General features: G+C 63.5%; 17 protein-coding genes and 1 tRNA gene. 3 read left to right on the top strand and 15 right to left on the bottom strand.

Annotated features, from left to right (window positions below; translation table 11 throughout):
* Positions 1–44: 44 nt before the first annotated feature.
* Together EOC94_RS09295 and EOC94_RS09290 are read right to left on the bottom strand one after the other, a co-directional pair.
* Complete coding sequence (locus EOC94_RS09295) at positions 45–953, bottom strand: hypothetical protein (RefSeq protein WP_245465530.1); 909 nt, start codon at positions 951–953, stop codon at positions 45–47.
* Positions 954–1,062: 109 nt separating this feature from the next.
* A complete protein-coding gene (locus EOC94_RS09290) occupies positions 1,063–2,499 on the bottom strand; it encodes an aldehyde dehydrogenase family protein (protein WP_185928209.1) in 1,437 nt (478 codons plus the stop codon).
* Between the two features lie 274 nt (positions 2,500–2,773).
* Here EOC94_RS09290 and EOC94_RS09285 point away from each other — a divergent pair, with 274 nt between their 5' ends.
* Complete coding sequence (locus tag EOC94_RS09285) at positions 2,774–3,805, top strand: hydroxyacid dehydrogenase (RefSeq protein ID WP_127289989.1); 1,032 nt, start codon at positions 2,774–2,776, stop codon at positions 3,803–3,805.
* Between the two features lie 28 nt (positions 3,806–3,833).
* Here the strand turns inward: EOC94_RS09285 and EOC94_RS09280 are convergent, their stop codons facing one another.
* From EOC94_RS09280 to EOC94_RS09215, 13 genes are all read right to left on the bottom strand, one after another.
* Positions 3,834–4,319, bottom strand: coding sequence for a hypothetical protein (locus EOC94_RS09280; RefSeq protein WP_127289987.1), 486 nt, complete (start codon positions 4,317–4,319; stop codon positions 3,834–3,836).
* A gap of 103 nt (positions 4,320–4,422) precedes the next feature.
* On the bottom strand, positions 4,423–7,260 hold the full coding sequence (locus EOC94_RS09275; RefSeq protein ID WP_127289985.1) for a nitrate reductase: 2,838 nt from the start codon (positions 7,258–7,260) through the stop codon (positions 4,423–4,425).
* Between the two features lie 2 nt (positions 7,261–7,262).
* Entirely contained in the window at positions 7,263–7,592 is a 330-nt protein-coding gene (gene nirD, locus EOC94_RS09270) for a nitrite reductase small subunit NirD (protein WP_127289983.1), read from the bottom strand.
* 5 nt (positions 7,593–7,597) lie between these two features.
* Complete coding sequence (nirB, locus tag EOC94_RS09265) at positions 7,598–10,048, bottom strand: nitrite reductase large subunit NirB (protein ID WP_127289981.1); 2,451 nt, start codon at positions 10,046–10,048, stop codon at positions 7,598–7,600.
* 19 nt (positions 10,049–10,067) lie between these two features.
* The gene (locus EOC94_RS09260) at positions 10,068–11,369 is read right to left on the bottom strand and encodes a nitrate/nitrite transporter (RefSeq protein ID WP_127289979.1); all 1,302 of its coding nucleotides are present in this window, start codon (positions 11,367–11,369) and stop codon (positions 10,068–10,070) included.
* A 55-nt stretch (positions 11,370–11,424) separates the two neighbouring features.
* Entirely contained in the window at positions 11,425–11,616 is a 192-nt protein-coding gene (locus tag EOC94_RS09255) for a hypothetical protein (RefSeq protein WP_095484334.1), read from the bottom strand.
* A gap of 397 nt (positions 11,617–12,013) precedes the next feature.
* Positions 12,014–12,811, bottom strand: coding sequence for an ABC transporter ATP-binding protein (locus tag EOC94_RS09250; protein WP_095484335.1), 798 nt, complete (start codon positions 12,809–12,811; stop codon positions 12,014–12,016).
* 10 nt (positions 12,812–12,821) lie between these two features.
* Positions 12,822–13,718 carry a nitrate ABC transporter permease gene (gene ntrB, locus EOC94_RS09245; protein WP_127289977.1) on the bottom strand — a complete coding sequence of 299 codons (897 nt, stop codon included), beginning with the start codon at positions 13,716–13,718 and terminating at the stop codon, positions 12,822–12,824.
* Between the two features lie 65 nt (positions 13,719–13,783).
* Complete coding sequence (locus tag EOC94_RS09240; RefSeq protein ID WP_127289975.1) at positions 13,784–15,100, bottom strand: CmpA/NrtA family ABC transporter substrate-binding protein; 1,317 nt, start codon at positions 15,098–15,100, stop codon at positions 13,784–13,786.
* A gap of 360 nt (positions 15,101–15,460) precedes the next feature.
* Positions 15,461–16,699, bottom strand: a complete 1,239-nt coding sequence (locus tag EOC94_RS09235) for a CmpA/NrtA family ABC transporter substrate-binding protein (protein WP_185928197.1) — start codon at positions 16,697–16,699, stop codon at positions 15,461–15,463.
* A 2-nt stretch (positions 16,700–16,701) separates the two neighbouring features.
* Positions 16,702–17,301: an ANTAR domain-containing response regulator gene (locus EOC94_RS09230; protein ID WP_095484340.1), complete on the bottom strand. Its 600-nt coding sequence runs from the start codon at positions 17,299–17,301 to the stop codon at positions 16,702–16,704.
* 725 nt (positions 17,302–18,026) lie between these two features.
* Positions 18,027–18,102 (bottom strand) — tRNA-Ala (locus tag EOC94_RS09220).
* Between the two features lie 172 nt (positions 18,103–18,274).
* Positions 18,275–18,664, bottom strand: coding sequence for a TIGR02300 family protein (locus tag EOC94_RS09215; protein WP_095485047.1), 390 nt, complete (start codon positions 18,662–18,664; stop codon positions 18,275–18,277).
* Positions 18,665–18,858: 194 nt separating this feature from the next.
* Between EOC94_RS09215 and aroA the strand changes: the two genes are divergently transcribed.
* Together aroA and cmk are read left to right on the top strand one after the other, a co-directional pair.
* Complete coding sequence (aroA, locus tag EOC94_RS09210; RefSeq protein WP_095484342.1) at positions 18,859–20,217, top strand: 3-phosphoshikimate 1-carboxyvinyltransferase; 1,359 nt, start codon at positions 18,859–18,861, stop codon at positions 20,215–20,217.
* A gap of 275 nt (positions 20,218–20,492) precedes the next feature.
* Positions 20,493–21,143, top strand: coding sequence for a (d)CMP kinase (gene cmk, locus EOC94_RS09200; RefSeq protein WP_095484343.1), 651 nt, complete (start codon positions 20,493–20,495; stop codon positions 21,141–21,143).
* The last annotated feature ends 69 nt before the right edge of the window (positions 21,144–21,212 follow it).

Here is a 21,212-nt window from a genome sequence, read left to right as displayed (position 1 = left end):
GATCGACGCTGTTCGAGCTCCTGCCGGATCGGTTCCAGATAGGCTCACGGCCGCAGCCTTTGCCAGACGTAATCGCGATCGGTCAGATGCGCGACCTGGCCGACCCATTGTCGCATCATTTCGGGGTCCCGAACCTGCCGCCAATCGTCGACTATGATGACGGGCAGCCCTTCATAGAGAGGATCGAGCGGCGACGTCCTGGTCACCACGATGCAGCCTAGATACAGCAGTTCCCACGTCCTGTGGCAGTCGAGGCCGCTTCCAGCCGTCGAAACGACCAGCGGGTACTGTGAATAGCGCTCCCAGATCGAGTGCTGCGATAGCCGCCTGTCAAGAAAATCAACATGCGGGCACCCCTTCAGGGCATCGACCAGATCCCGTCGCTCCCTGGGACCCCTGCTCAAGTTGAGATCACAGAATATTCTGAGCGGGCGACGGTCCGGCGCGTCCTGCCGAAGGCGAATGGTTTCGAGAAGCCTCGCAAGCTGTCCGGGCGTGGTAAAGCCACGCATGGTGTGAAGATCGAGCCCGATCGGGAAAGGTTTGAGCTTGGGGTGATCGCCGACGCAGTTCTGGCTGTACCAGGACACCAGGAAAGGATTGGCGAGAAGCCGATCGACGGTATTTTTCGCGAGATTTGACGGCACCGACGCATCGCCATCCGTTGTCACCAGCGCGAACGGCGCCTTGATGGTCGGCAGGGCCACTTCCACGAAAGTGTCGAGATCGCAGACACGCAATTCCCTGGCCCGGGTGCTCAGGCGTAGCCAGACCACGCCATATGCACCGCTATAGTGCTTGCGGAAGAAGGCCTCCGTCTGTGCCGATTCGGTCGGTGCGTATCGATACCAGCGTGGACCGGCAAAATCGCAAAACTGCCCGATGCCCTTAGACCATAACAGCGGCGGAACGCGAAGAAAGGGCAGCGCGGCGGAATGAACCGCCTTTTGCAAGAGCTTTAGCCGACGAAACCTGCCCATCTGCAAGCATTAGCCCAGGCATCAGCGCCGTTGCAACGTGGGCACGGGCATGCTCGCCCGTGCACCCGCTCTGCCGGCTTTATTAGCCGGCGAACGTATAAGCGGTCTTCACCGTAGTGTAGAACTCCGCCGCATAGCGGCCTTGCTCGCGCGGACCGTAGCTCGATCCCTTGCGCCCGCCGAAAGGCACATGGAAGTCGACGCCCGCCGTCGGCAGATTGACCATCACCATGCCGGCCTCCGAATTGCGCTTGAAATGTGTGGCGTGCTTGAGGCTCGACGTGCAGATGCCCGACGTCAGCCCGAACGGCGTGTCATTGGCCACCGCCAGCGCCTCGTCATAGTCCTTGACGCGGATGACGTTGGCGACCGGTCCGAAGATCTCCTCGCGTGAAATGCGCATGGCGTTGGTGGCTTGCGTAAACAGCGCCGGTTGCAGGTAGAAGCCCCGGGTTTCGCGATCGAGCCGCTCGCCGCCGAAGGCCAGATCGGCGCCTTCCTGGCGGCCGATGGCGATATAGTCTTCGTCCTGTTTCAACTGGCTCTGGTCGACCACCGGTCCGATCTGGGTTTTCGCATCGAGAGCGTCGCCGACGACCAGCTTGGCCAGGCGATCTTTCATCGCGTCGACGAAGCGGTCATGGATGCCGTCCGTCACGACCAGGCGGGACGATGCCGTGCAGCGCTGGCCGGTCGAGAAGTATGCGCCATTGATCGCGCAGTCGACGGCGACGGCAAGATCTGCATCGTCGAGCACGACAAGCGGGTTCTTGCCACCCATTTCGAGCTGGAACTTGCGCATGTGCTCGACGCTGGCGGCAGCGACGCGCTTGCCGGTGCCGACCGAGCCGGTGAAGGTGATGGCATTGAGGTCAGGGCTGTCGAGCATGGCCTGGCCGACCACCGAACCCTTGCCCATGACGAGATTGAGCACGCCCTTCGGCAGGCCGGCGCGATGCAGGATGTCGACAATGGTCCAGGCACTCTCCGGAACCAGATCGGCCGGTTTGAAGACGATGGTGTTGCCATAGGCCAGGGCAGGAGCGATTTTCCACGCCGGGATGGCGATCGGGAAATTCCATGGCGTGATGATGCCGACGACGCCGACCGCCTCCCGCGTGATCTCGACACCGACGCCGGGCCGCACGCTTGGAACCAGCTCGCCCGACAGGCGCAGCGCCTCACCAGCAAAGAAATCGAAGATCTGGGCGGCGCGCACGGTCTCGCCAATGCCCTCGACCAGCGTCTTGCCTTCCTCGCGCGCCAATGCCCGGCCGATTTCATCTTTGCGCGCGGTGATCTCATCCGACGCCTTCCTCAGCACTGCGTGGCGTGCCAGCAGGCCCGATCGCGACCATGCCGGAAATGCCGCTTTCGCCGCCGCGATGGCCTGCCGGGCCTGCTCGGCGTCGCCCGACGCATATTCGCCGACCACGTCGTCGAGATTGGACGGATTGATGTTGCGGGAGCCGGCATCGCCAACCCACTCGCCATCGATGAGGTTCTTACGAATCGGGATCATGTCGCTATCTTCCTTGTCGTCCTTCGATTGCCGTCTATCTGGACCACCGGCCGCCACACCGCAAGGCCGCCGGCGCAAAGTTCTCCTCCTCGACAGGCATGTGCTAAGCAGGTTTCGGAAAAGTGTCCCACGGTTTTCCGATAAAAACCTGCGACAAACAAAAACCTATGCAGGCGAAGCATGGCGAAGCCCCGCAAGCCTGCTTAGGTGTCGCGGCGGCAAAATTTGATTCTAGTGTGGTGCGACGCGGATCGCGCCGGGAGGAACTGCCATGTCCGACAGCGCGTTGCCGCTGGTGATCAGCGCGCCCGAGCCACGCACGCTCGACCTGATTTTCACACCCGAGGCACTGGCGAGATTCCGTGCCAAATACCGTATCGTCGAAACGTCGCCCGAAGGCGTCGCGGCCCTGCCGGCCGACGTGCTCGCCGAGGCGCGCTACATTGTCGGCCAGCCGCCGATCGCGCCGGAGACGCTGGAAAGAATGACGGCGCTGCGCTGCGTCTTCAATGTCGAAAGCAACCTCATCAACAACATGCCGTATGAGACGCTGTTTACGCGCGGCATCCATGTCGTCACCACCGGCCTGGTGTTCGCCGAACCCGTTGCCGAGCTCGGCCTTGCCATGGCGCTCAACCTCGCCCGCGACATCGTCGACGCCGATCTCGCCTTCCGGCAGGGCAAGGAACTTTGGGGCGGCGACGGCAACCGGACGGCGCGACTTCTTTCCGGCGCGGATGTCGGCATCATCGGCTTCGGCGATCTCGGCCGTGCGCTCAACCGGTTGCTGTCGGGCTTTCGCACGCGGACCAAGGTTTTCGATCCGTGGCTGCCGCCGTCGATCCTGATAGAGAACGGCGCCGAGCCGACGTCGCTCGACACGGTTTTGTCGGAGAGCGATTTCGTTTTCGTCGTCGCTTCGGCGACCAGCGAAAATCAGGGTTTTCTCGGCGCTGAGGCCTTTGCCAGAATGCGCAAGGGAGCCGCTTTCGTCCTGCTCAGCCGTGCCGGCGTGGTCGATTTTCCGGCGCTGATGGAGGCCGTTCGCAGCGGTCATATCGTCGCCGCCAGCGACGTGTTTCCGGAAGAGCCGCTGGCGCAGGATCATCCCGTGCGCACGCTGCCCGGCTTCCTGCGCTCCGCCCACCGGGCCGGCGCGCTCGACATCGCCTTCAAGCGCATGGGCGACATGGTGCTGGAAGACATGGATCTGATCGACCGCGGCCTGCCGCCGATGCGTTCGAAGCGGGCCGAACGCGAGACGGTGTCGCGGATGCGTTCGAAGCCGGTCGACAAGAACTGAGCCGTTAAATCCAACGCCTGCGGGTTTCTCAGATGGTGAACGACCAGAACAGGCAGGCCAGCGTCGCTGCGGCGAAGACGACAAAGAACAGACTTCTCAGCAGGATGTTGCGGCGCAGCTCGTTCATGAAGAGATGGCAGCCGACGACTGCTGCGACAAACAGAAAGCGCCAGTTCAGCAGCGCAGGCAGGATATTGCTTCGATCGAAAGCCCATCTGGCGGCGAGGCAGCCAATGATGGCTGCGAACAACACGACGACTGTCCAGAAGATCGCATCCGCGGCGTTCGTCAGGATGACGCTGGCGGCCCTGATCGGCAGGATCATCATCAGCAGCGCGCTGAAGAAATAGACCGATGCAAGCGGGATAAACGTCCCGGCATCGGCGACGTCGTCCAGGCGTTTTGCGCCGATCGCACCATAGGGATAGCCATGCTGGGCCACTGCCAGGCTGAGCGCCATCAGCAAAGCCGTCAATATGGTGACCAGTACGAATGAAGTGAGGGCTTTGCTCATAAGGGTCCTGTTCGGAACGAATCGAATGAGGACGTTGGTAGCCCATGGTTTGTAAATTGCTGGTAAGCGTCGAGGCCCGGCGCGACAGAGTTTCTCGACGCGCTCACTCCGCCGCTTGAAGGCGTCGCGCCTCGATGATGGTCCTGATCTCGGCGCGGCAGGAGCCGCAATTGGTGCCGGCATTCAGTGTGGCGCCGATCGCTTCGACGCTGCTGCAGCCGCCGCGCACCGCTTCCGCGATCTGATTGGCGCCAACTCCGAAGCAGGAGCATACGATGGCGCCCCGGTCGGCGCGATTACCGCCCGGCCGCCCGGCGACGATCGCCAGCCGCCCGCGCCGATCGGCATGGTCCGCGCTCAACTGCTCCACCGCCCAGCTGCGCGACACCGCGACCGGCTTGGGCGCAAGATAGAGCGCGCCAGCCAGCCGGCTGCCGGCGAAGCGGGCAAAGCGATAGTTCCCGCCGGTGACGTCATGGTAGGCGAGCGTCTCGCCTTGCGCGTCCGTCCCGAAAAGCGAGCCTGCGAAAGCCGGCCAGTCCCGGCCGGCTTCCAGCGCAAGCTCGAGGCGCCAGCCGGCGGCGCAGCGGGCGAGGCTCCAATAATCAGCGTCGATTGAGGCCGGCCGTTCGGCAAACACGGCGAAGCCGAAGGCGGCAGCAGCGAAGCGTTCCACGCGGGCAGCAACATTCTTCGAGGCCGGCTGGCCTGAAATAGCATCGGTGATGGGCGCCACCAGCGTATCGACGCGAGCGCGCGCTGAGAACTGGTCCGTCCAGTGCATCGGCACGAAGACCGAGCCTGGCCGCTGCCGCGCTGTCACCAGCGCGCGAACCAGCACCTCGCCATGCACAGTCGAGACGCGCACGATGTCGGCATCGCCGATGCCGAAGTGCTGCGCATCCGCCGGGTGGATTTCGACGAAGGGCTCGGCCATGTGCTGGGACAGGCGCTGGCTTTTGCCGGTCCGCGTCATCGTGTGCCAGTGGTCGCGGACGCGGCCGGTGTTGAGGATCAGCGGATACTCCGGGCTGGTGCGGGTTTGCGCTGTCGGGCGGACGGCGATGAACTTCGCTTTGCGGTCGGGTGTGTAGTAGCCGCCATTGGCGAAGAAGCGGGTGCTGGGTGAGCTACGTCCAGCTTGAACACCCCCCTCTGGCCTGCCGGCCATCTCCCCCTCAAGGGGGGAGATTGGCGGTTTTGCCGGCTGCGCCCACTCATCAACCTTGGAGACTGGCGAAAGCCGAGCAGCAGGCTGATCTCCCCCCTTGAGGGGCAGATGGCCGGCAGGCCAGAGGGGGGTGCCTGGGCTCGGCGCTGGCCACTGGAAAGGCACCAGCACGTTGTAGTCTTCTCTATCGGTCCCGGCGTACGCGCCTATATCAAAATCGCGCGCGCCGTCATTCTCGAACGCCGACAGCGCGGCGTGCTCGGCGAAGATATCGGCCGGCGACGCATGCGAAAACGCTTCGCCAAAACCCATCCGCCTGCCCGCCTCGGCGACGATCCACCAGTCGGCTCTTGCCTCGCCGGGCGTGGCCAAAAAGGCGCGCTGGCGCGAGATGCGGCGCTCAGAATTGGTGACGGTGCCGTCCTTCTCGCCCCATGCTGCGGCGGGCAGGCGGACATGGGCGTGGCGGACCGTGTCGGTCTTGGCCAGCACATCCGATACCACGACAAACGGGCAAGCCTTGATCGCCGCCTCGACGGCATCGGCATCCGGCATCGAATCGACCGGGTTGGTCGCCATGATCCACAGCGCCTTGATGCGCCCGTCGGCCACAGCCTGAAACATCTCGACTGCCTTCAAGCCGGGTTTTTCGGCCACAGTCGGCGCGTCCCAGAAGCGCTGCACGCGGTCGCGATGTTCGGGGTTTTCGATCTCCATATGGGCAGCCAGCATGTTGGCCATGCCGCCAACCTCGCGACCGCCCATGGCGTTGGGCTGACCGGTCACCGAAAACGGCCCGGCGCCGGGCTTGCCGATGCGGCCGGTGGCGAGATGGCAGTTGATAATGGCGTTGACCTTGTCGGTGCCCGAGGACGACTGGTTCACGCCCTGGCTGTAGACGGTCACCGTCTTGTCAGTCGCGGCAAACAGGCTGTAGAAGCGGCCAAGCTCGTCCTCGCTCAGGCCCGTGGCAGCGGCGACACCGGCAAGGTCGAGCGCCGAGGCGGCGAAAAGGGCTTGCCCGAAGCCGGTCGTGTGCGCCGTGATATAGGTGCGGTCCAGCGCGTTATGCTGGCCGAGATAGGCGAGCAGCCCTGTGAACAGCGCGACGTCGCCATCCGGCGCGATCGCCAGATGCATGTCGGCGAGATCCGATGTCATGGTGCGGCGCGGGTCGATCAGCACCACTTTCATCTCGGGCCGTTTTTCCCGGGCGGCGGCGATGCGCTGGTAGAGCACCGGATGGCACCAGGCGAGATTGGAGCCGACCAGCACGATCAGGTCGGCAAGCTCCAGATCCTCGTAGCTGCCCGGCACCGTGTCGGAGCCGAAGGCGCGGCGGTGGCCGGCAACCGACGAGGCCATGCACAGGCGCGAGTTGGTGTCGATATTGGCCGAGCCGATGAAGCCTTTCATCAGCTTGTTGGCGACATAATAGTCTTCGGTCAACAACTGGCCGGAAACGTAGAAGGCGACCGAATCGGGGCCGTGCTCGGCAATGGTGTGCGAGAAGGTCGACGCGACGAGGTCGAGCGCTTCGTCCCAACCGGTGCGGCGACCGTGGATCTCCGGATAGAGCAGCCTGCCGTCGAGGTCGATCGTCTCGGCCAGCGCCGAACCCTTGGAACAGAGCCGGCCGAAATTGGCCGGATGGTCGGGGTCGCCGCGGACGATCACCTCACCGTCCGCAGCGACCTTCGCCAGCACGCCGCAGCCTACCCCGCAATAGGGGCAGGTGGTCCTCACCTCGCGCGCTTCGTCGATCTTCATGCTCAGGCCGCGCGACTGGCCAGCGCTTCTAGCGCAATGAACAGACGCTCGCCGTCGATCCGCACCGGAATGGTGCGCACCGCACCTTCGTCGGCGCCGAGCGCCTTGCCGGTCTCCAGCGAAATCACCCAATTGTGCAAGGGACAGGTCACCGCCGCGCCATGGACGATGCCTTGGCTGAGCGGCCCGCCCTTGTGCGGGCAATGATCTTCGATGGCGAAGACCTGGTCCTCTGCCGTGCGGAAGACCGCGACCTTACCTTGAGGCGTGGCGACGCAGCGCGCGCCGCGGCGCGGAATGTCTGATATCGAGCCGATTGATATCCAGTTCATCATGATCACTCCGCCGCCTGCGCGAAGCCGACCGAAGCCATCGGCCGGAACTCGTGCTTGTCCTTGCCGGAGACGCGTTCCGACCACGGATCGACCTGCGCGAATTTCTGCGAAAAGACGAAGCGGTCGAAATAGGCCTTGCGCTTCTCGCCATCGTCCATGATCTGGCGCTTGATCTCGGCGATGCCGATGCGCTTGGCCCATTTGTAGATGCGCTCGAGATAGCGGCCCTGCTCGCGATACATCTGCGTCAGCGCCACGATATGCTCCAGCGCCTCGTCCTCGGTCTTGACCAGGCCGAGCACCTCTGTGCCCTTGATGTCGAGGCCGGCGGCACCGGCGAAATGGATCTCGTAGCCTGAATCGACGCAGATCACGCCGACATCCTTGCACGTTGCTTCCGCGCAGTTCCTCGGGCAGCCCGAGACCGCCATCTTGACCTTGGCGGGCGTCCACGAGCCCCACATGAATTTTTCAATACGGACACCGAACCCCGTCGAATCCTGCGTACCGAAGCGGCACCAGTCCGAACCAACGCAGGTCTTTACCGTGCGCAACCCTTTGGCATAGGCGTGGCCGGAGACGAAGCCAGCCTGGCCGAGATCGGCCCACACCGCGGGCAGGTCTTCCTTGCGGATGCCGAGCATGTCGATGCGCTGTCCGCCGGTGACCTTGACCATCGGGATCTCGAACTTGTCGACGACGTCGGCGATGGCGCGCAGTTCGGCGGCATTGGTGACGCCGCCCCACATGCGCGGCACCACCGAATAGGTGCCGTCCTTCTGGATGTTGGCGTGGACGCGCTCGTTGATGAAGCGCGACTGGTAGTCGTCGGCATACTCGTCCGGCCAGTCGCAGACCAGATAGTAGTTGAGCGCCGGCCGGCATTTGGCGCAGCCGCAGGAAGTGGTCCATTCCAGCTCCTGCATGACGGCGGGGATTGTCTTCAGGCCCTTGGCCTTGATCAGCCGGCGGACTTCGTCGTGGCCGAGCGTGGTGCAGCCGCACATCGGCTGCACAGCCGCCGGATTGTACTTGTCGCCGATGGTCAACACCATCAGCTTTTCGACCAGCCCGGTGCAGGAGCCGCAGGAAGCGGACGCCTTGGTGTGGGCACGCACCTCGTCGAGCGAGGTCAGGCCCTTTGCCGTGATCGCGCCGGTGATCTTTCCCTTGCAAACGCCGTTGCAGCCGCAGATTTCCGCATCATCCGGCAAGGCTGCAACGGCCGCCATAGGGTCCAGGGAGGCGCCTCCCTGGTATGACTGGCCGAAGATAAGCGTGTCACGCATTTCCGATATGTCGGTCTGCTTCTTCTTGAGGTCGTTGAACCAGGCGCCGTCGGCCGTCTCACCGTAGAGCACGGTGCCGATGATGCGATCATCCCTGAGCACCAGCCGCTTGTAGACGCCGGCGGCGGCGTCGCGCAGCACGATCTCCTGGCGGTCCTCACCCTCGGCGAAATCGCCGAGCGAGAACAGCTCGATGCCGGTGACCTTGAGCTTGATCGGCGTGTCCGAATGGATGAAGGCAGCAGCCTCGTCGCCGGCGAGTTGGCTGGCAGTTACGCGCGCCATCTCGTAGAGCGGCGCGACCAGCCCGTAGACCTGTCCGTTGACCTCGGCGCATTCGCCGAGCGCATAGATGTCTGGATCGTTGCTGCGCATGCCGGCATCGACGACGATGCCGCGATTGACGGCAATGCCGGCTTCCTTGGCGATTGCGGCGTTCGGCCGGATGCCGACCGCCATCACCACCAGCGTCGCCGGGATGATGGTTCCGTCGGCAAGTTCCACCTGCTCGACCTTGCCGTTGCCCGTGATCGCCTGGGTGTTGGCCTTGGTGATGACCTTGATGCCGCGTTCTTCAACCGCGCGCTGCAGGAGATAGCCGGCGGCGGGATCGAGCTGGCGCTCCATCAGCGTCGGCATGACGTGCAGCACGGTGACGTCCATGCCTTGCGCGTTGAGGCCGGCCGCGGCCTCCAGCCCGAGCAGGCCGCCGCCAATGACCACAGCCTTGGCCCGCGACTGGGCGGCAAGCATCATGGCCCGGACGTCGTCCAGATCGCGATAGGTGAGCACGCCCGGCAGATCGTGGCCCGGCACCGGGATGATGAACGGTACCGAGCCGGTGGCGATGACCAGCTTGTCGTAGGACTCGGTCACGCCATGATCGGAGGTGACTGTCTTTGCCTGCCGGTCGATGGCAACGATCTTGTGGCCCTTGTAGAGGGTGATGCCGTGCTTGATGTACCAGCCGTCGCCATGGATGATGATCTCCTCATAGGCCTTTTCGCCGGACAGAACCGGCGACAGCATGATGCGGTCGTAGTTCACGCGCGGCTCGGCGTTGAAGATGGTGACCTGGTAGCGCCCAGGCGCCTTTTCCAGCAGGTGCTCCAGCATCCGCCCGGGGGCCATGCCGTTGCCGATGATGACGAGTTTTTCGGTCATATCCTGATCCACTCCGGTCTCACTCAGCCGCGTAGGAAAGGCCTGAAGCTTCGGCAGACGCCGTGCGCTCCATCCGCCGGATGGAAAAATGCATCCAGGCAAAGCAGGTGGCGACGATGACGAAGAGCAGCATGAAGCAGCTCGACCAGACGCCGGTGAGGTCGTTGAGTGCGCCGAAGGCGATTGGCAAGATAAAGCCGCCGAGCCCGCCAATCATGCCGACAACGCCGCCGACCGCGCCGACACTCTGCGGGTAGTAAGCCGGGATGTGCTTGTAGACGGCGGCCTTGCCAAGGCTCATGAAGAAGCCGAGCACGCAGGCAACGGCTATGAAGGCGAGCGGGCCGATCTCGAAATGGAAGGCGATCGGCCCGCTGATGCCGTGCACGACGTAGTCTGCCGAGGGGAGAGACAGAACGAGAGTCGCGACAGCACTGACAGCGAAGGTCCAGTAGAGCACGGTGCGGGCGCCGATCCGGTCGGAAAGCACGCCACCATAGGCGCGGAAAATACTTGCCGGAATTGAATAGGCCGCGCCGATCATGCCGGCGGTCGCAAGCCCGAAGCCGTAGACGCCGATCAGGTAGCGGGGCAGCCACAGCGACAGCGCGACGAATGCACCGAAGGCGAAGAAATAATAGAAGGCGAAGCGCCAGACCTGCAGATTCTTGAGCGGCGCGAATTCCTGCAAGAAGCTTCTCGCGGGCGCTGCCTTGCAGGCACGGCGCTCGCGGATGACCGGATCGTCGCCGGTCGTGAACCAGAAGACGGCGGCCATGACGACGAGTGCTGCCGCCCAGATTAGCGCGACCGACTGCCAGCCCCAGGAGAGAAGCACGAACGGTGCCAGGAACTTGGTGACTGCGGCGCCGACATTGCCGACACCGAAAATGCCAAGCGCCGTGCCCTGCCTGCCGGCCGGAAAGAAACGCGAGACATAGGCGACACCGACGGCGAAGGAACCGCCGGCGAGCCCAACGCCTAGCGCGGCGACCAGCATCTGTCCGTAGGTGTGCGCAAAAGCGAGCAGGAAGGTAGCGACCGCCGCCGCAAGCATGGTCGCGGTGTATACCAGCCGTCCGCCAAAACGGTCGGTCCAGACACCGAGCACCATGCGCACGAGCGAACCGGTGAGGATCGGCGTGCCGACCAGCAGGCCGAACTCCGTCTCGTTCAACCCAAGGTCCTGCTTTATACGCACGCCGATGATTGAAAAGATCGTCCACACCGCGAAGCAGACGGTGAAGGCGATGGTGGACATCACAAGCGCCTGCTGGGGAGCACTGTCCTGGCTGGGCGCGGCTGGGAGATTTGCAGTCAATGTCTGGCTCCGGTTTGCGGCGTGGGAGGCACCGCGGATGTTTGTGGGTGAATGATCAGCGGCGCGGCATCGGCGCGTGCAACGAGACCGGGTTCGCCACGGTCGGGTCTTTGCTTTCCGTCTTGGCGCCGACGGGAAACAGCAGGAGCGCGGCGGTGAACAGCGCCGCCGTCAGCGCGCTGCTGGCCAGAAAATCGCGGCGCGTGAAGTCCGCGAGGGACGCGCCAGTTCCGATCCGTTTCGTCATCGTCGTCTCCGGTTGGGCGCCGCTTGGGACCAGCGCCGTCGATCGCGTAAAAACAAAAAAGCCGCCGGCCAGGTCTTCGCGCGTCCGTCCATCCGGGATCGCGTATGACCTGAGCGGCAGCTTTGCCTGTGGCGCCCGCCATTGGACGCCGTGTCACTTGGCCCTTGCGGACCTACATTCTAAAAAGCAGGAAGCGTGCCAATTCGACAGCGCTCTAGATTACCGAATGAAATCAATGTGAATCGCAGCCGAGCGATTTTTGACCAAGCCCAGCATCGGATCAAAGATTAGTCAGAATGCCTTGCGCAGCAGCATAATATTTGTGCAATGCGATAGAATGCCCATTGCCGATGCAGATTGCCAATTGTCGATGATGACGCGTTTTTCGGTCATGGCCTTATTCCGCGGCTTCGACGAAGCGGTGGCGTTCGTAGAGGAACTTCAGCACCGCCTCGCGGCAGCGCAGGAAGGTCCGGTCGGAGGAAAGCTCGATGCGCCGGCGCGGCCGGGCGAGCGGCACGGGAAGCACCTCGCCGATGGTTGCCGCCGGGCCGTTGGTCATCATGACAATGCGGTCGGACAACAGCACCGCCTCGTCGACGTCATGGGTGATCATGATCGTCGTCGAGCCAAGCCGGGAATGGATATCCATCACTGCGTCCTGCAGATGGGCGCGTGTCAGCGCGTCGAGCGCGCCGAACGGCTCATCGAGCAGCAGGATCTTCGGCTCCATGGCCAGCGCGCGGGCGATGCCGACGCGCTGCTTCATGCCGCCCGAAATCTCAGCCGGACGCTTGTCCCTGGCATGCGCCATCTGCACGAGGTCGAGATTGCGCATGATCCAGTCATGGCGCTCGGCCCGGGTCCTGGTGCTGCCGAACACCTTCGACACCGCCAGGTTGATGTTTTCGTAGACGGTGAGCCACGGCAGCAGGCTGTGGTTCTGGAACACCACGGCGCGCTCGGGACCGGGGCTGTCGACCTCCTTGTCTTCGAGCAGGACCGCGCCGGCGGACACTCTCGTCAACCCGGCGATCAGGTTGAGCAAGGTCGACTTGCCGCAGCCGGAATGGCCGATGATCGAGACGAATTCGCCCTTGTCTATGGTCAGCCGAATGTCCTTCAGCACCTCGCTGACCTGGCCACCGCGGGCGAAGGATTTGTCGATATGGTCGAGTTTCAGGTAGGCCGTCATCGCTCTCTCCTCACTTTGCCGTTGTGCCGCGGGTGACGAAGGCGCCGACCGCCGCGACCAGGCGGTCGAGGCAAAAACCGGTGACGCCGATATAGGCGAGCGCGACGATGATGTCGGGCAGCCGCGACGAATTCCAGGCATCCCAGATGAAGAAGCCGATACCGACGCCGCCTGTCAGCATTTCGGCCGCGACGATGGCAAGCCAGGACAGGCCGATGCCGATGCGCAGGCCGGTGAAGATGTAAGGTGCCGCGGCCGGCACCATGATCTTCACGAAGAATTCGAGCTGGTTGAGCCTGAGGATTCGGGAGACGTTGCGGTAATCCTCTGGAATGTTGCGGACGCCGACGGCGGTGTTGATGATCACCGGCCAGATCGAGGTGATGAAGATGACGAAGATCGCCGACGGGCTGGAATCGCGGAAGGCAGCCAGTGACAGCGGCAGCCAAGCGAGCGGCGGCACCGTGCGCAGAATCTGGAACACAGGGTCGAGGCCGCGCATCGCCCAGATCGACTGGCCGACTAGAGCGCCGAGCGCGACGCCGACGATTGCAGCCAGGCCGAAGCCGATGGCGACGCGCTGCAGCGAGATCAGCACTCGCCAGGCCAGTCCGATATCCTGCGGACCATAGTCGAAGAACGGATGGGCGATCAGATCGTAGGCCTCGTTCCACACCTGGCTCGGTGGCGGCAAGCTGGCATTGGGCGACGCGCAGGCGATCTGCCAGATGATCAGCATGACGGCGATAACGACTGCCGGCGGCACCAGCGTGCTCGCCAGTTTGCCAGCGATCGCGGCGGGATCGAAGCGGCGCCTCACCTTGGCGGTGAAAGCTATAACCTCTGCGGGCTTGGCAGGCGTGGGGAACGCCTTCACCTTAGTGTCCTCGATGGCTTGGATAGACATTTCGCAAAAGCTCCTTGAGCACGTGGAGTGACAGGCGGCGCCAGCGGCGCCGCTTGCCGTCGACGTCAGGCCGATGCCTTGATCTTGAGGCTGTCGAGATAGGCGGACGGGTTGGCCGGATCGAAGATCTTGCCGTCGAAGAAGGTCTCCACGCCGCGCGATGAAGACGCCGGGATGTCGGCCGCAGCGACGCCGAGGTCCTTGGCCGCCTCGCGCCACAGATCTTCGCGGTTGACCTGATCGACCAGCGCCTTGATGTCGGTGGTCGCCGCGAATTTTCCCCAGCGGATGTTTTCGGCGAGGAACCAGCTGTCGTGGCTCTTGAACGGATAGGACACACCGCCCTTCCAGAACTTCATATAGAGGTCGGTGCCGGTGGCGACGCGGTCATTGCCGTAATTGATGTCGCCCTTGAGGCGACCGATGATGTCGGCGGTCGGCACGTTCATCCATTGCCGCTTGCCGATGATGGCCGCCATCTCGTCCTTGTTTTCCATGGCTTCGCACCATTGCTGGGCTTCCATGACGGCCATCAGGATCGCCTTGGTGGCGTTCGGGTTCTTGTCGATGAAGGCGGCGCGCAGGCCGAGGGCCTTTTCCGGATGGCCCTTCCACAACTCGCCCGTCGTGGCCGCGGTGAAGCCGACGCCCTGGTGGACGAGCTGCTCGTTCCACGGCTCGCCGACGCAGAACACGTCCATATTGCCAACCTTCATGTTGGCGACCATCTGCGGCGGCGGCACGACGATGGTCGAGACATCCTTGTCGGGATCGATGCCGCCGGCAGCCAGCCAGTAGCGCAACCAGAGATCATGGGTGCCGCCCGGGAAGGTCATGGCGGCCTTCACCTCCTTGCCTTCGGCCTTCTTGGCGGCGAAGGCGTCCTTGAACTTGGAGGCATCGAGGCCGACGCCGGTGCCGGCGTACTCCTGCGCGACGGAAATGGCCTGGCAGTCGTAGTTCAGCCGCGCCACGAGCGCCATCGGCATCGGCTGGTTGTTCTGCGTCACCTTGCCGGTGTGCATCAGGTAAGGCATCGGCGTCAGGATATGGGCGCCGTCGATGCCGTTGGCTTCGCCGCCGAGCATCAGATTGTCGCGCGTCGCGCCCCAGGAGGCCTGCTTGAGCACCTCGACATCGGGCATGCCGAATTTTTCGAACAGGCCCTTCTCCTTGGCGATCATCAGCGGCGCTGCATCGGTCAGCGCGATAAAGCCGAGCTTGGCGCCGGTGACTTCCGGAGCTGCCGTCGCCGCATAGGCGCCGGACGGCAGCAGCGCGCGCGCCGCCGCCAGCGTTGCCGCGGTGGCCGCGCTCATCATCAGGAAATCGCGGCGGGTGACGCCCTTGAGGGCGGATTGGGTTTTGATGCGTTTCGTCATCGTCGTCTCCCGTTGGGCACTGCTTGGGATCAGCGCCGTCGATTGCGTGTTCGGTCAAAACAAAAAAAGCCGCCGGCCAGGCCGCGCGCGTCCGTCCATCCGGGATCGCGTGTTGACCTGAGCGGCAGCTTTGCCTGTAGCGCCCGCCATTGGACGCCTATTCCGTGACCCCGAGAAGAGTCTGCCTATTGCAAAGCAGGAACCGTGCCAGTTTCGGAATGGCTGACAAACATCAATGAGATCAACGGCATGCCGCAATCGTCGGCGCGCTGGCCTGCTGGGCGAGCAAGCCAAAGATTGTTCATTAGCGCAGGCGCACGCATAATTTTTGTGCAATGCACAAGAATGGCGCGAAAATGATCAGGCTTCGGCGCGCGCCAATTTCTGCCCGGCAATGTAGGCGTCGATCTCGTCGGGATCGAATATCTGGCCATCGAAGAAACCATCGGGGCCGAGCACCAGACTGGCGCCGGCGGAGCCGACGGGTGTGGCAGACGCCAGCGCGCCCTCGACCTTAGAATTGGCGCCGGGAAGTGCGACGCCGAGCGGCTTCAGCGCCGACCGGTAAAGATCGGGGCGGTAGCAGTCGCGGGCAATAGCGAGGTTTTCCGGCGTGTGCGCGACATGCCCCCAGCGCACCATCTGCGTATAGAACCACAGCGCGTGGCTCTTCCATGGAAAATTCGCTGCCTTGCCGAAAGGAAGAAAGAAGTCCTCAACGGCCAGTTCCGCGCCACCGCCCAGCGCTACATGTCCGGTCAGGATCGGCATCTGCAGCGCCGGCGAAAGACCGAGAACGGAAGGCTGCGCCATCAGGACGGCCAGTTCGCCGCGGTTTGCCGGATCCTGGCACCAGCGGGCCGAATGATGCAGCGCGCGCAGCAGCGCCGCCAGCGCATCCGGATTCTGCTCCGCCCACGCCTTGCGCACGCCGACCACCTTTTCCGGGCTGTTGCGCCACAGCAGCGCCTTGACGGTGACGATATGGCCGGTGCCGGCAACGACCGAGGCGCTGTTCCAGGGTTCGCCGACGCAGTAGCCGTCGATCCTGCCGGCGGCGAGCGCGTCGGCCATGAAGGGCGGCGGCACGATGACGATTTCTATTTCGCGCGACGGATCGATGCCACAGGCCGCGAGCCAGTAGCGCAGTTCGTAATTGTGTCCCGAGTGCGGATGCACGACCGCAAAGCGCAGCGGGTCGCGACCGGCATTTGCCCGCTCACGGATCAGCGCTCCCAAGGCCTTGCCGGCTCGCGCCGGATCGAGGTCGGGCAAGGCGCCGTGCTCGACCATGCCCGCCCAGAGCGTGTTCGAAACCGTCACGCAGTTGCCGCCCAGTCCCAGCGAGAACGGCACGATCGTGTCGGAGGCGAGCGGGGTGAGCCCCAGATTGCAGGCGATCGGCATCGGTCCCAGCATATGCGCCAGATCGAAATGCCCGATCGCGATGCGGTCGCGGATGTTGGCCCAGGATGTCTCGCGGCTGAGCGTCAGATCGACGCCTTCGCGCGCGGCAAAGCCGATCTCTCTCGCTGCAACAAGAACCGCGCTGTCGAACAGCGGTATGAAACCGGCATTGATCTGGTGTTCGGCCGCCATGCTCAACTCTCTCCGGGATCCAGAAGGCCTGCGGCCGTCACCAGACTCTGCGCGATTTCGCTGATTTTGCGGTTCTGGTTCATCGCGGTCTTACGCAGAAGCGCATAGGCTGCGTCCTCCGACAGGCCGCGCGACCTCATCAGGATGCCCTTGGCGCGGTCGATGACCTTGCGGTCCTCCAATTCACTGCGGGCTTCTTCCAGCTCGCGCGCCATCCGCGAGAAGGCGTTGAAGCGACTGATCGCCATGTCGAGGATCGGCTTGACGCGCTCCTGGCGCAGCCCGTCGACGACATAGGCGGAGACCCCCGCTTCCACCGCGGCCTCGATCGAAGCCTGATCCGACCGGTCGACGAACATGGCGATCGGCCGCTTCACCACGCGCGAAAGCTGGAACATGTTTTCAAGCATGTCGCGGTTCGGATTTTCGAGATCGATGACGATTACGTCCGGCTCGATCTCGGCGATGCGCCGCGCTATTCCCGCAACATCGTGAACGACCGTGACCTGCTCATGCCCGGCCTCCCGCAATCCCGCCTCGATAATGGAGGCGCGGATGTGGTTTTCATCGATCACCAGGACGGTGAGGGATTTTCGGATCATGCCGTATTTTGCGCACGCCGCGCGATTGTGCAATGCGGCACGGCAATAATTGACGCAGTCATCTCTTCGAATTCAGAGGGACCACCATATGTTCGCGGAGCCGACCCGTTAAGCTTCTTTAAATACCATTAATAGGGCTGACTTTGGTTTTTGTATCCACTGCGCTATCTTCCAATTGCGAACCTTGTCTCGCTGCCTAGAAGATTGGAGGTTTCCATGGATCGGCGATCATTCTTGACAGGAATGTTTGGCCTTGCTGGGGCAGCAGCCCTTGTGAGCGCAGTTCGGCCTATCGACGCAATAGCCGGTGTACCGGACGCCAGAAGCGGCATTCTCGATGAACTCGACGCGCCGGATATAGAAACCTTCGAGGACGAAGATACTCAAGCAGAGCCGGTCCGCCATCGGCGGTGGCACCGCAGGCGGCGGCGCAGGCGGCGCGCTTGGAGAAGGGTCTGCCGTCGCTACTGGCGGAATGGCTATCGGCGCGTCCGGTGCCGTCGCAGGCGGGTTTGGGTCTGGGATTGGTATTATTAGCAAATAGTGTGCTGAAAACCCCGGTGGTTGCCGGGGTTTTCGCTTCAGGCGACCGCTAGGAACCCTGCGGCGGATGTCACCGCAAGGTGTCGGCTAGCAGAAATCCAGCGAACAGGAGGACCGACCGGTTTTGTGAGGCCTGCCAGTGATAGGCAGGCCTAAAGAGACTGATTTCCGTAGGAGAAAACTGGTGGAGCCAATCGGAATCGAACCGACGACCTCTTGAATGCCATTCAAGCGCTCTCCCAACTGAGCTATGGCCCCACTTCCGGCAGTCTACCGGCGCCGTTGCCGGCGAAGAGATCCGGCGCGGGTTGAGACCGCGCCGTTAGTGCAGGCGGCTTCTAACCCCGCCTTCCGTCAATATCAAGCCTTCAAGAGCGGCTTTTTCTTAAGACGCCGCGAAAGTCGGCGGGCGCTCGCGTCAGAGGCCGGATCAGACTTCGTCGTCGTCGTCGCCGACGCCGATCATGTCGGCGACATCATCGTCTTCTTCCTCTTCGTCGGCGAGGAAAGTATCGTCGTCGTCATCGCCGAGGTCCACATCGTCCTCGTCATCGCCGAGATCGGGAAGATCGTCGGCTTTCGCATCCTCGTCCGCCTCTTCGAGGGAGACGACCTCGACACCCTCTTCCTCCTCGGCGTCCGCTTCCTTCTCGGCAACTTCCTCTTCCTCCTCGATGGGGGCGACCTTGCCTTCCTCGAAATAGGAACGTGGATAGCTCTTGCCGGTATAGGGCGAGACGACCGGATCCTTGTTCAGGTCGTAGAATTTTTGACCCGTCTCGGGGTCGATGCGTTTGGTGCCAAGTTCGGGTTTTGCCACAGCAAGCCTCGTCGATGAAAGTTTGGTCCCCATAACCAGAGTTTACGGCGCTGTCAAAGCCTAAAGCCAACGTCATAAATCCCGGTGTTGAGAGACCTGTTGCAAGGGGATGACCATTTCGGTCCGCCGTGATACGAGACCGCCCAAACCAAAAGAAAAGGCCGGCTGCCGGCGTTTGATCCAGGGAAAACCCCATGTCGCACACTGCCGCCCCGAAACCGGCCACCGCTCGCAAATCGTCAGCGCTTTCAGGCACGGCGCGAGTGCCCGGCGACAAGTCGATCTCGCACCGCTCGTTCATGTTCGGCGGCCTCGCCTCCGGCGAGACCCGCATCACCGGCCTGCTGGAAGGCGAAGATGTCATGCGCACCGGCGCGGCGATGAAGGCGATGGGCGCGCATATCGAGAAGCACGGCACTGAGTGGGTGATCCGCGGCACCGGCAACGGCGCGCTGCTGCAGCCGGAAGGTCCGCTCGATTTCGGCAATGCCGGCACCGGCTCGCGCCTCACCATGGGCCTGGTCGGCACCTACGACATGGAAACGACGTTCATCGGCGACGCCTCGCTGTCCGGCCGGCCGATGGGCCGTGTGCTCGAGCCGCTGCGCCAGATGGGCGTGCAGGTGCTGAAGGCGACGCCCGGCGACCGCATGCCGATCACGCTGCACGGGCCCAAGCACGCAGCGCCCATCACCTACCGCGTGCCGATGGCCTCGGCGCAGGTGAAGTCGGCGGTGCTGCTCGCCGGGCTGAACACGCCCGGCGTCACCACCGTCATCGAGCCGGTGATGACGCGCGACCACACCGAGAAGATGCTGAAGGGATTCGGCGCCAATCTGTCGGTCGAGACCGATGAGCGCGGCGTGCGCCACATCTTCATCGAAGGCCAGGGCAAGCTCACGGGACAGACGATCGCGGTGCCGGGCGACCCGTCCTCGGCCGGCTTCCCGCTGGTGGCGGCGCTGATCGTGCCGGGCTCGGACATTACAATCGAAAACGTGCTTATGAACCCGACCCGCACCGGGCTTCTGTTGACGCTGCAGGAAATGGGCGCCCGGATCGACATTCTCGACCCGCGCAACGAAGGCGGCGAAGATGTCGCCGATCTGCGCGTGCGCTATTCCGAGCTGAAGGGCGTCACCGTGCCACCCGAACGGGCGCCGACGATGATCGACGAATATCCGGTGCTTGCGGTTGCGGCGAGCTTCGCCGAGGGCGAGACCCTGATGCTGGGGCTGGAAGAACTGCGGGTGAAGGAATCCGACCGGCTGTCGGCCGTCGCCGAAGGGCTGAAGCTCAACGGCGTCGACTGCACGGAGGGCGAGGCGACGCTTGCCGTACGTGGAAAACCCGGCGGCAAAGGGCTCGGCCAACACCCCAATGGGCACAACACCGTCGTCCAGACCCATCTCGACCACCGCATCGCCATGAGCTTTTTGATCATGGGACTGGCAACGGAAAAGCCTGTCACCATCGACGACCAGGCGATGATCGCGACCAGCTTTCCGGAGTTCATGGGGCTGATGAAGAGGCTGGGCGCGGAGATTGAGTGACAGTTGATGGCAATCAATAGCCTTGGAGGTTGGGGCCAAACTGGAACGTCGGCGGGACAGCGCCCCCCTCTGTCCTGCCGGACATCTCCCCCACAAGGAGGGAGATCGGCAGCTTCGGCGCTCCGCTCAATCCTGCAACGTAGACAATTGGCGAAAGCCGCGGTGACTGCCAATCTCCCCCCAAGTGGGGGAGATGTCCGGCAGGACAGAGGGGGGCGCGAAGGATCGCCACGCCTATCTGGATCATTGCGCTTTTCGGTTACGGTGGGCGGCGAATGACATCAACCTTCACCATCGCCATCGACGGCCCCGCCGGCGCCGGCAAAGGCACGCTGGCCCGCCGCCTGGCCGACCACTACCGGCTGAACCTGCTCGACACCGGCCTCACCTATCGCGCGGTGGCGCATGCGCTGCTTCGGCTCGGCCTGCCGCTCGACAATGTCTCGGCCGCCGAAACCGCTGCCCGCCAGGTCGATCTGGCAAAGCTCGACCGGTCGGTGCTGTCGGCGCATGCGGTCGGCGAGGCGGCCTCGAAAGTCGCTGTGTTCCCGTCGGTGCGGCGCATACTGGTCGAAAAGCAGCGTGAATTCGCCAAGGCGCCGCCCGGCGCGGTGCTCGACGGCCGCGACATCGGCACGGTGGTCTGCCCCGACGCCGACATAAAACTCTATGTGACGGCGAGCGCCGAGGTGCGGGCACAGCGACGGCTGGCCGAGATCGAGAGCATCGGCGGCACCGCCAATTTTGACGAGATCCTGGCCGATATCCTGCGCCGCGACGAGCGCGACATGGGCCGCGCCGACTCGCCGCTGAAGCCGGCCGCCGATGCGCACTTGCTCGACACGTCGGAAATGGCTATAGAAGCCGCGTTTCTTACGGCCAAGGCGATCATCGACGACGTTCTGGCCAAGAGAAACAAAGCCTGAGCCGGGATTTTCCACCCGTTGCCGATTGCCGGCGGCGAAAAGATACCCATCGGGCACGAACCAGCCTGC

Source organism: Mesorhizobium sp. M6A.T.Ce.TU.016.01.1.1 (genome assembly GCF_003997065.1).
GTDB lineage: Bacteria > Pseudomonadota > Alphaproteobacteria > Rhizobiales > Rhizobiaceae > Mesorhizobium > Mesorhizobium mediterraneum.
Note: the sequence above shows the minus strand (reverse complement) of the source record. Positions and strands in the feature narration are given on the sequence as shown.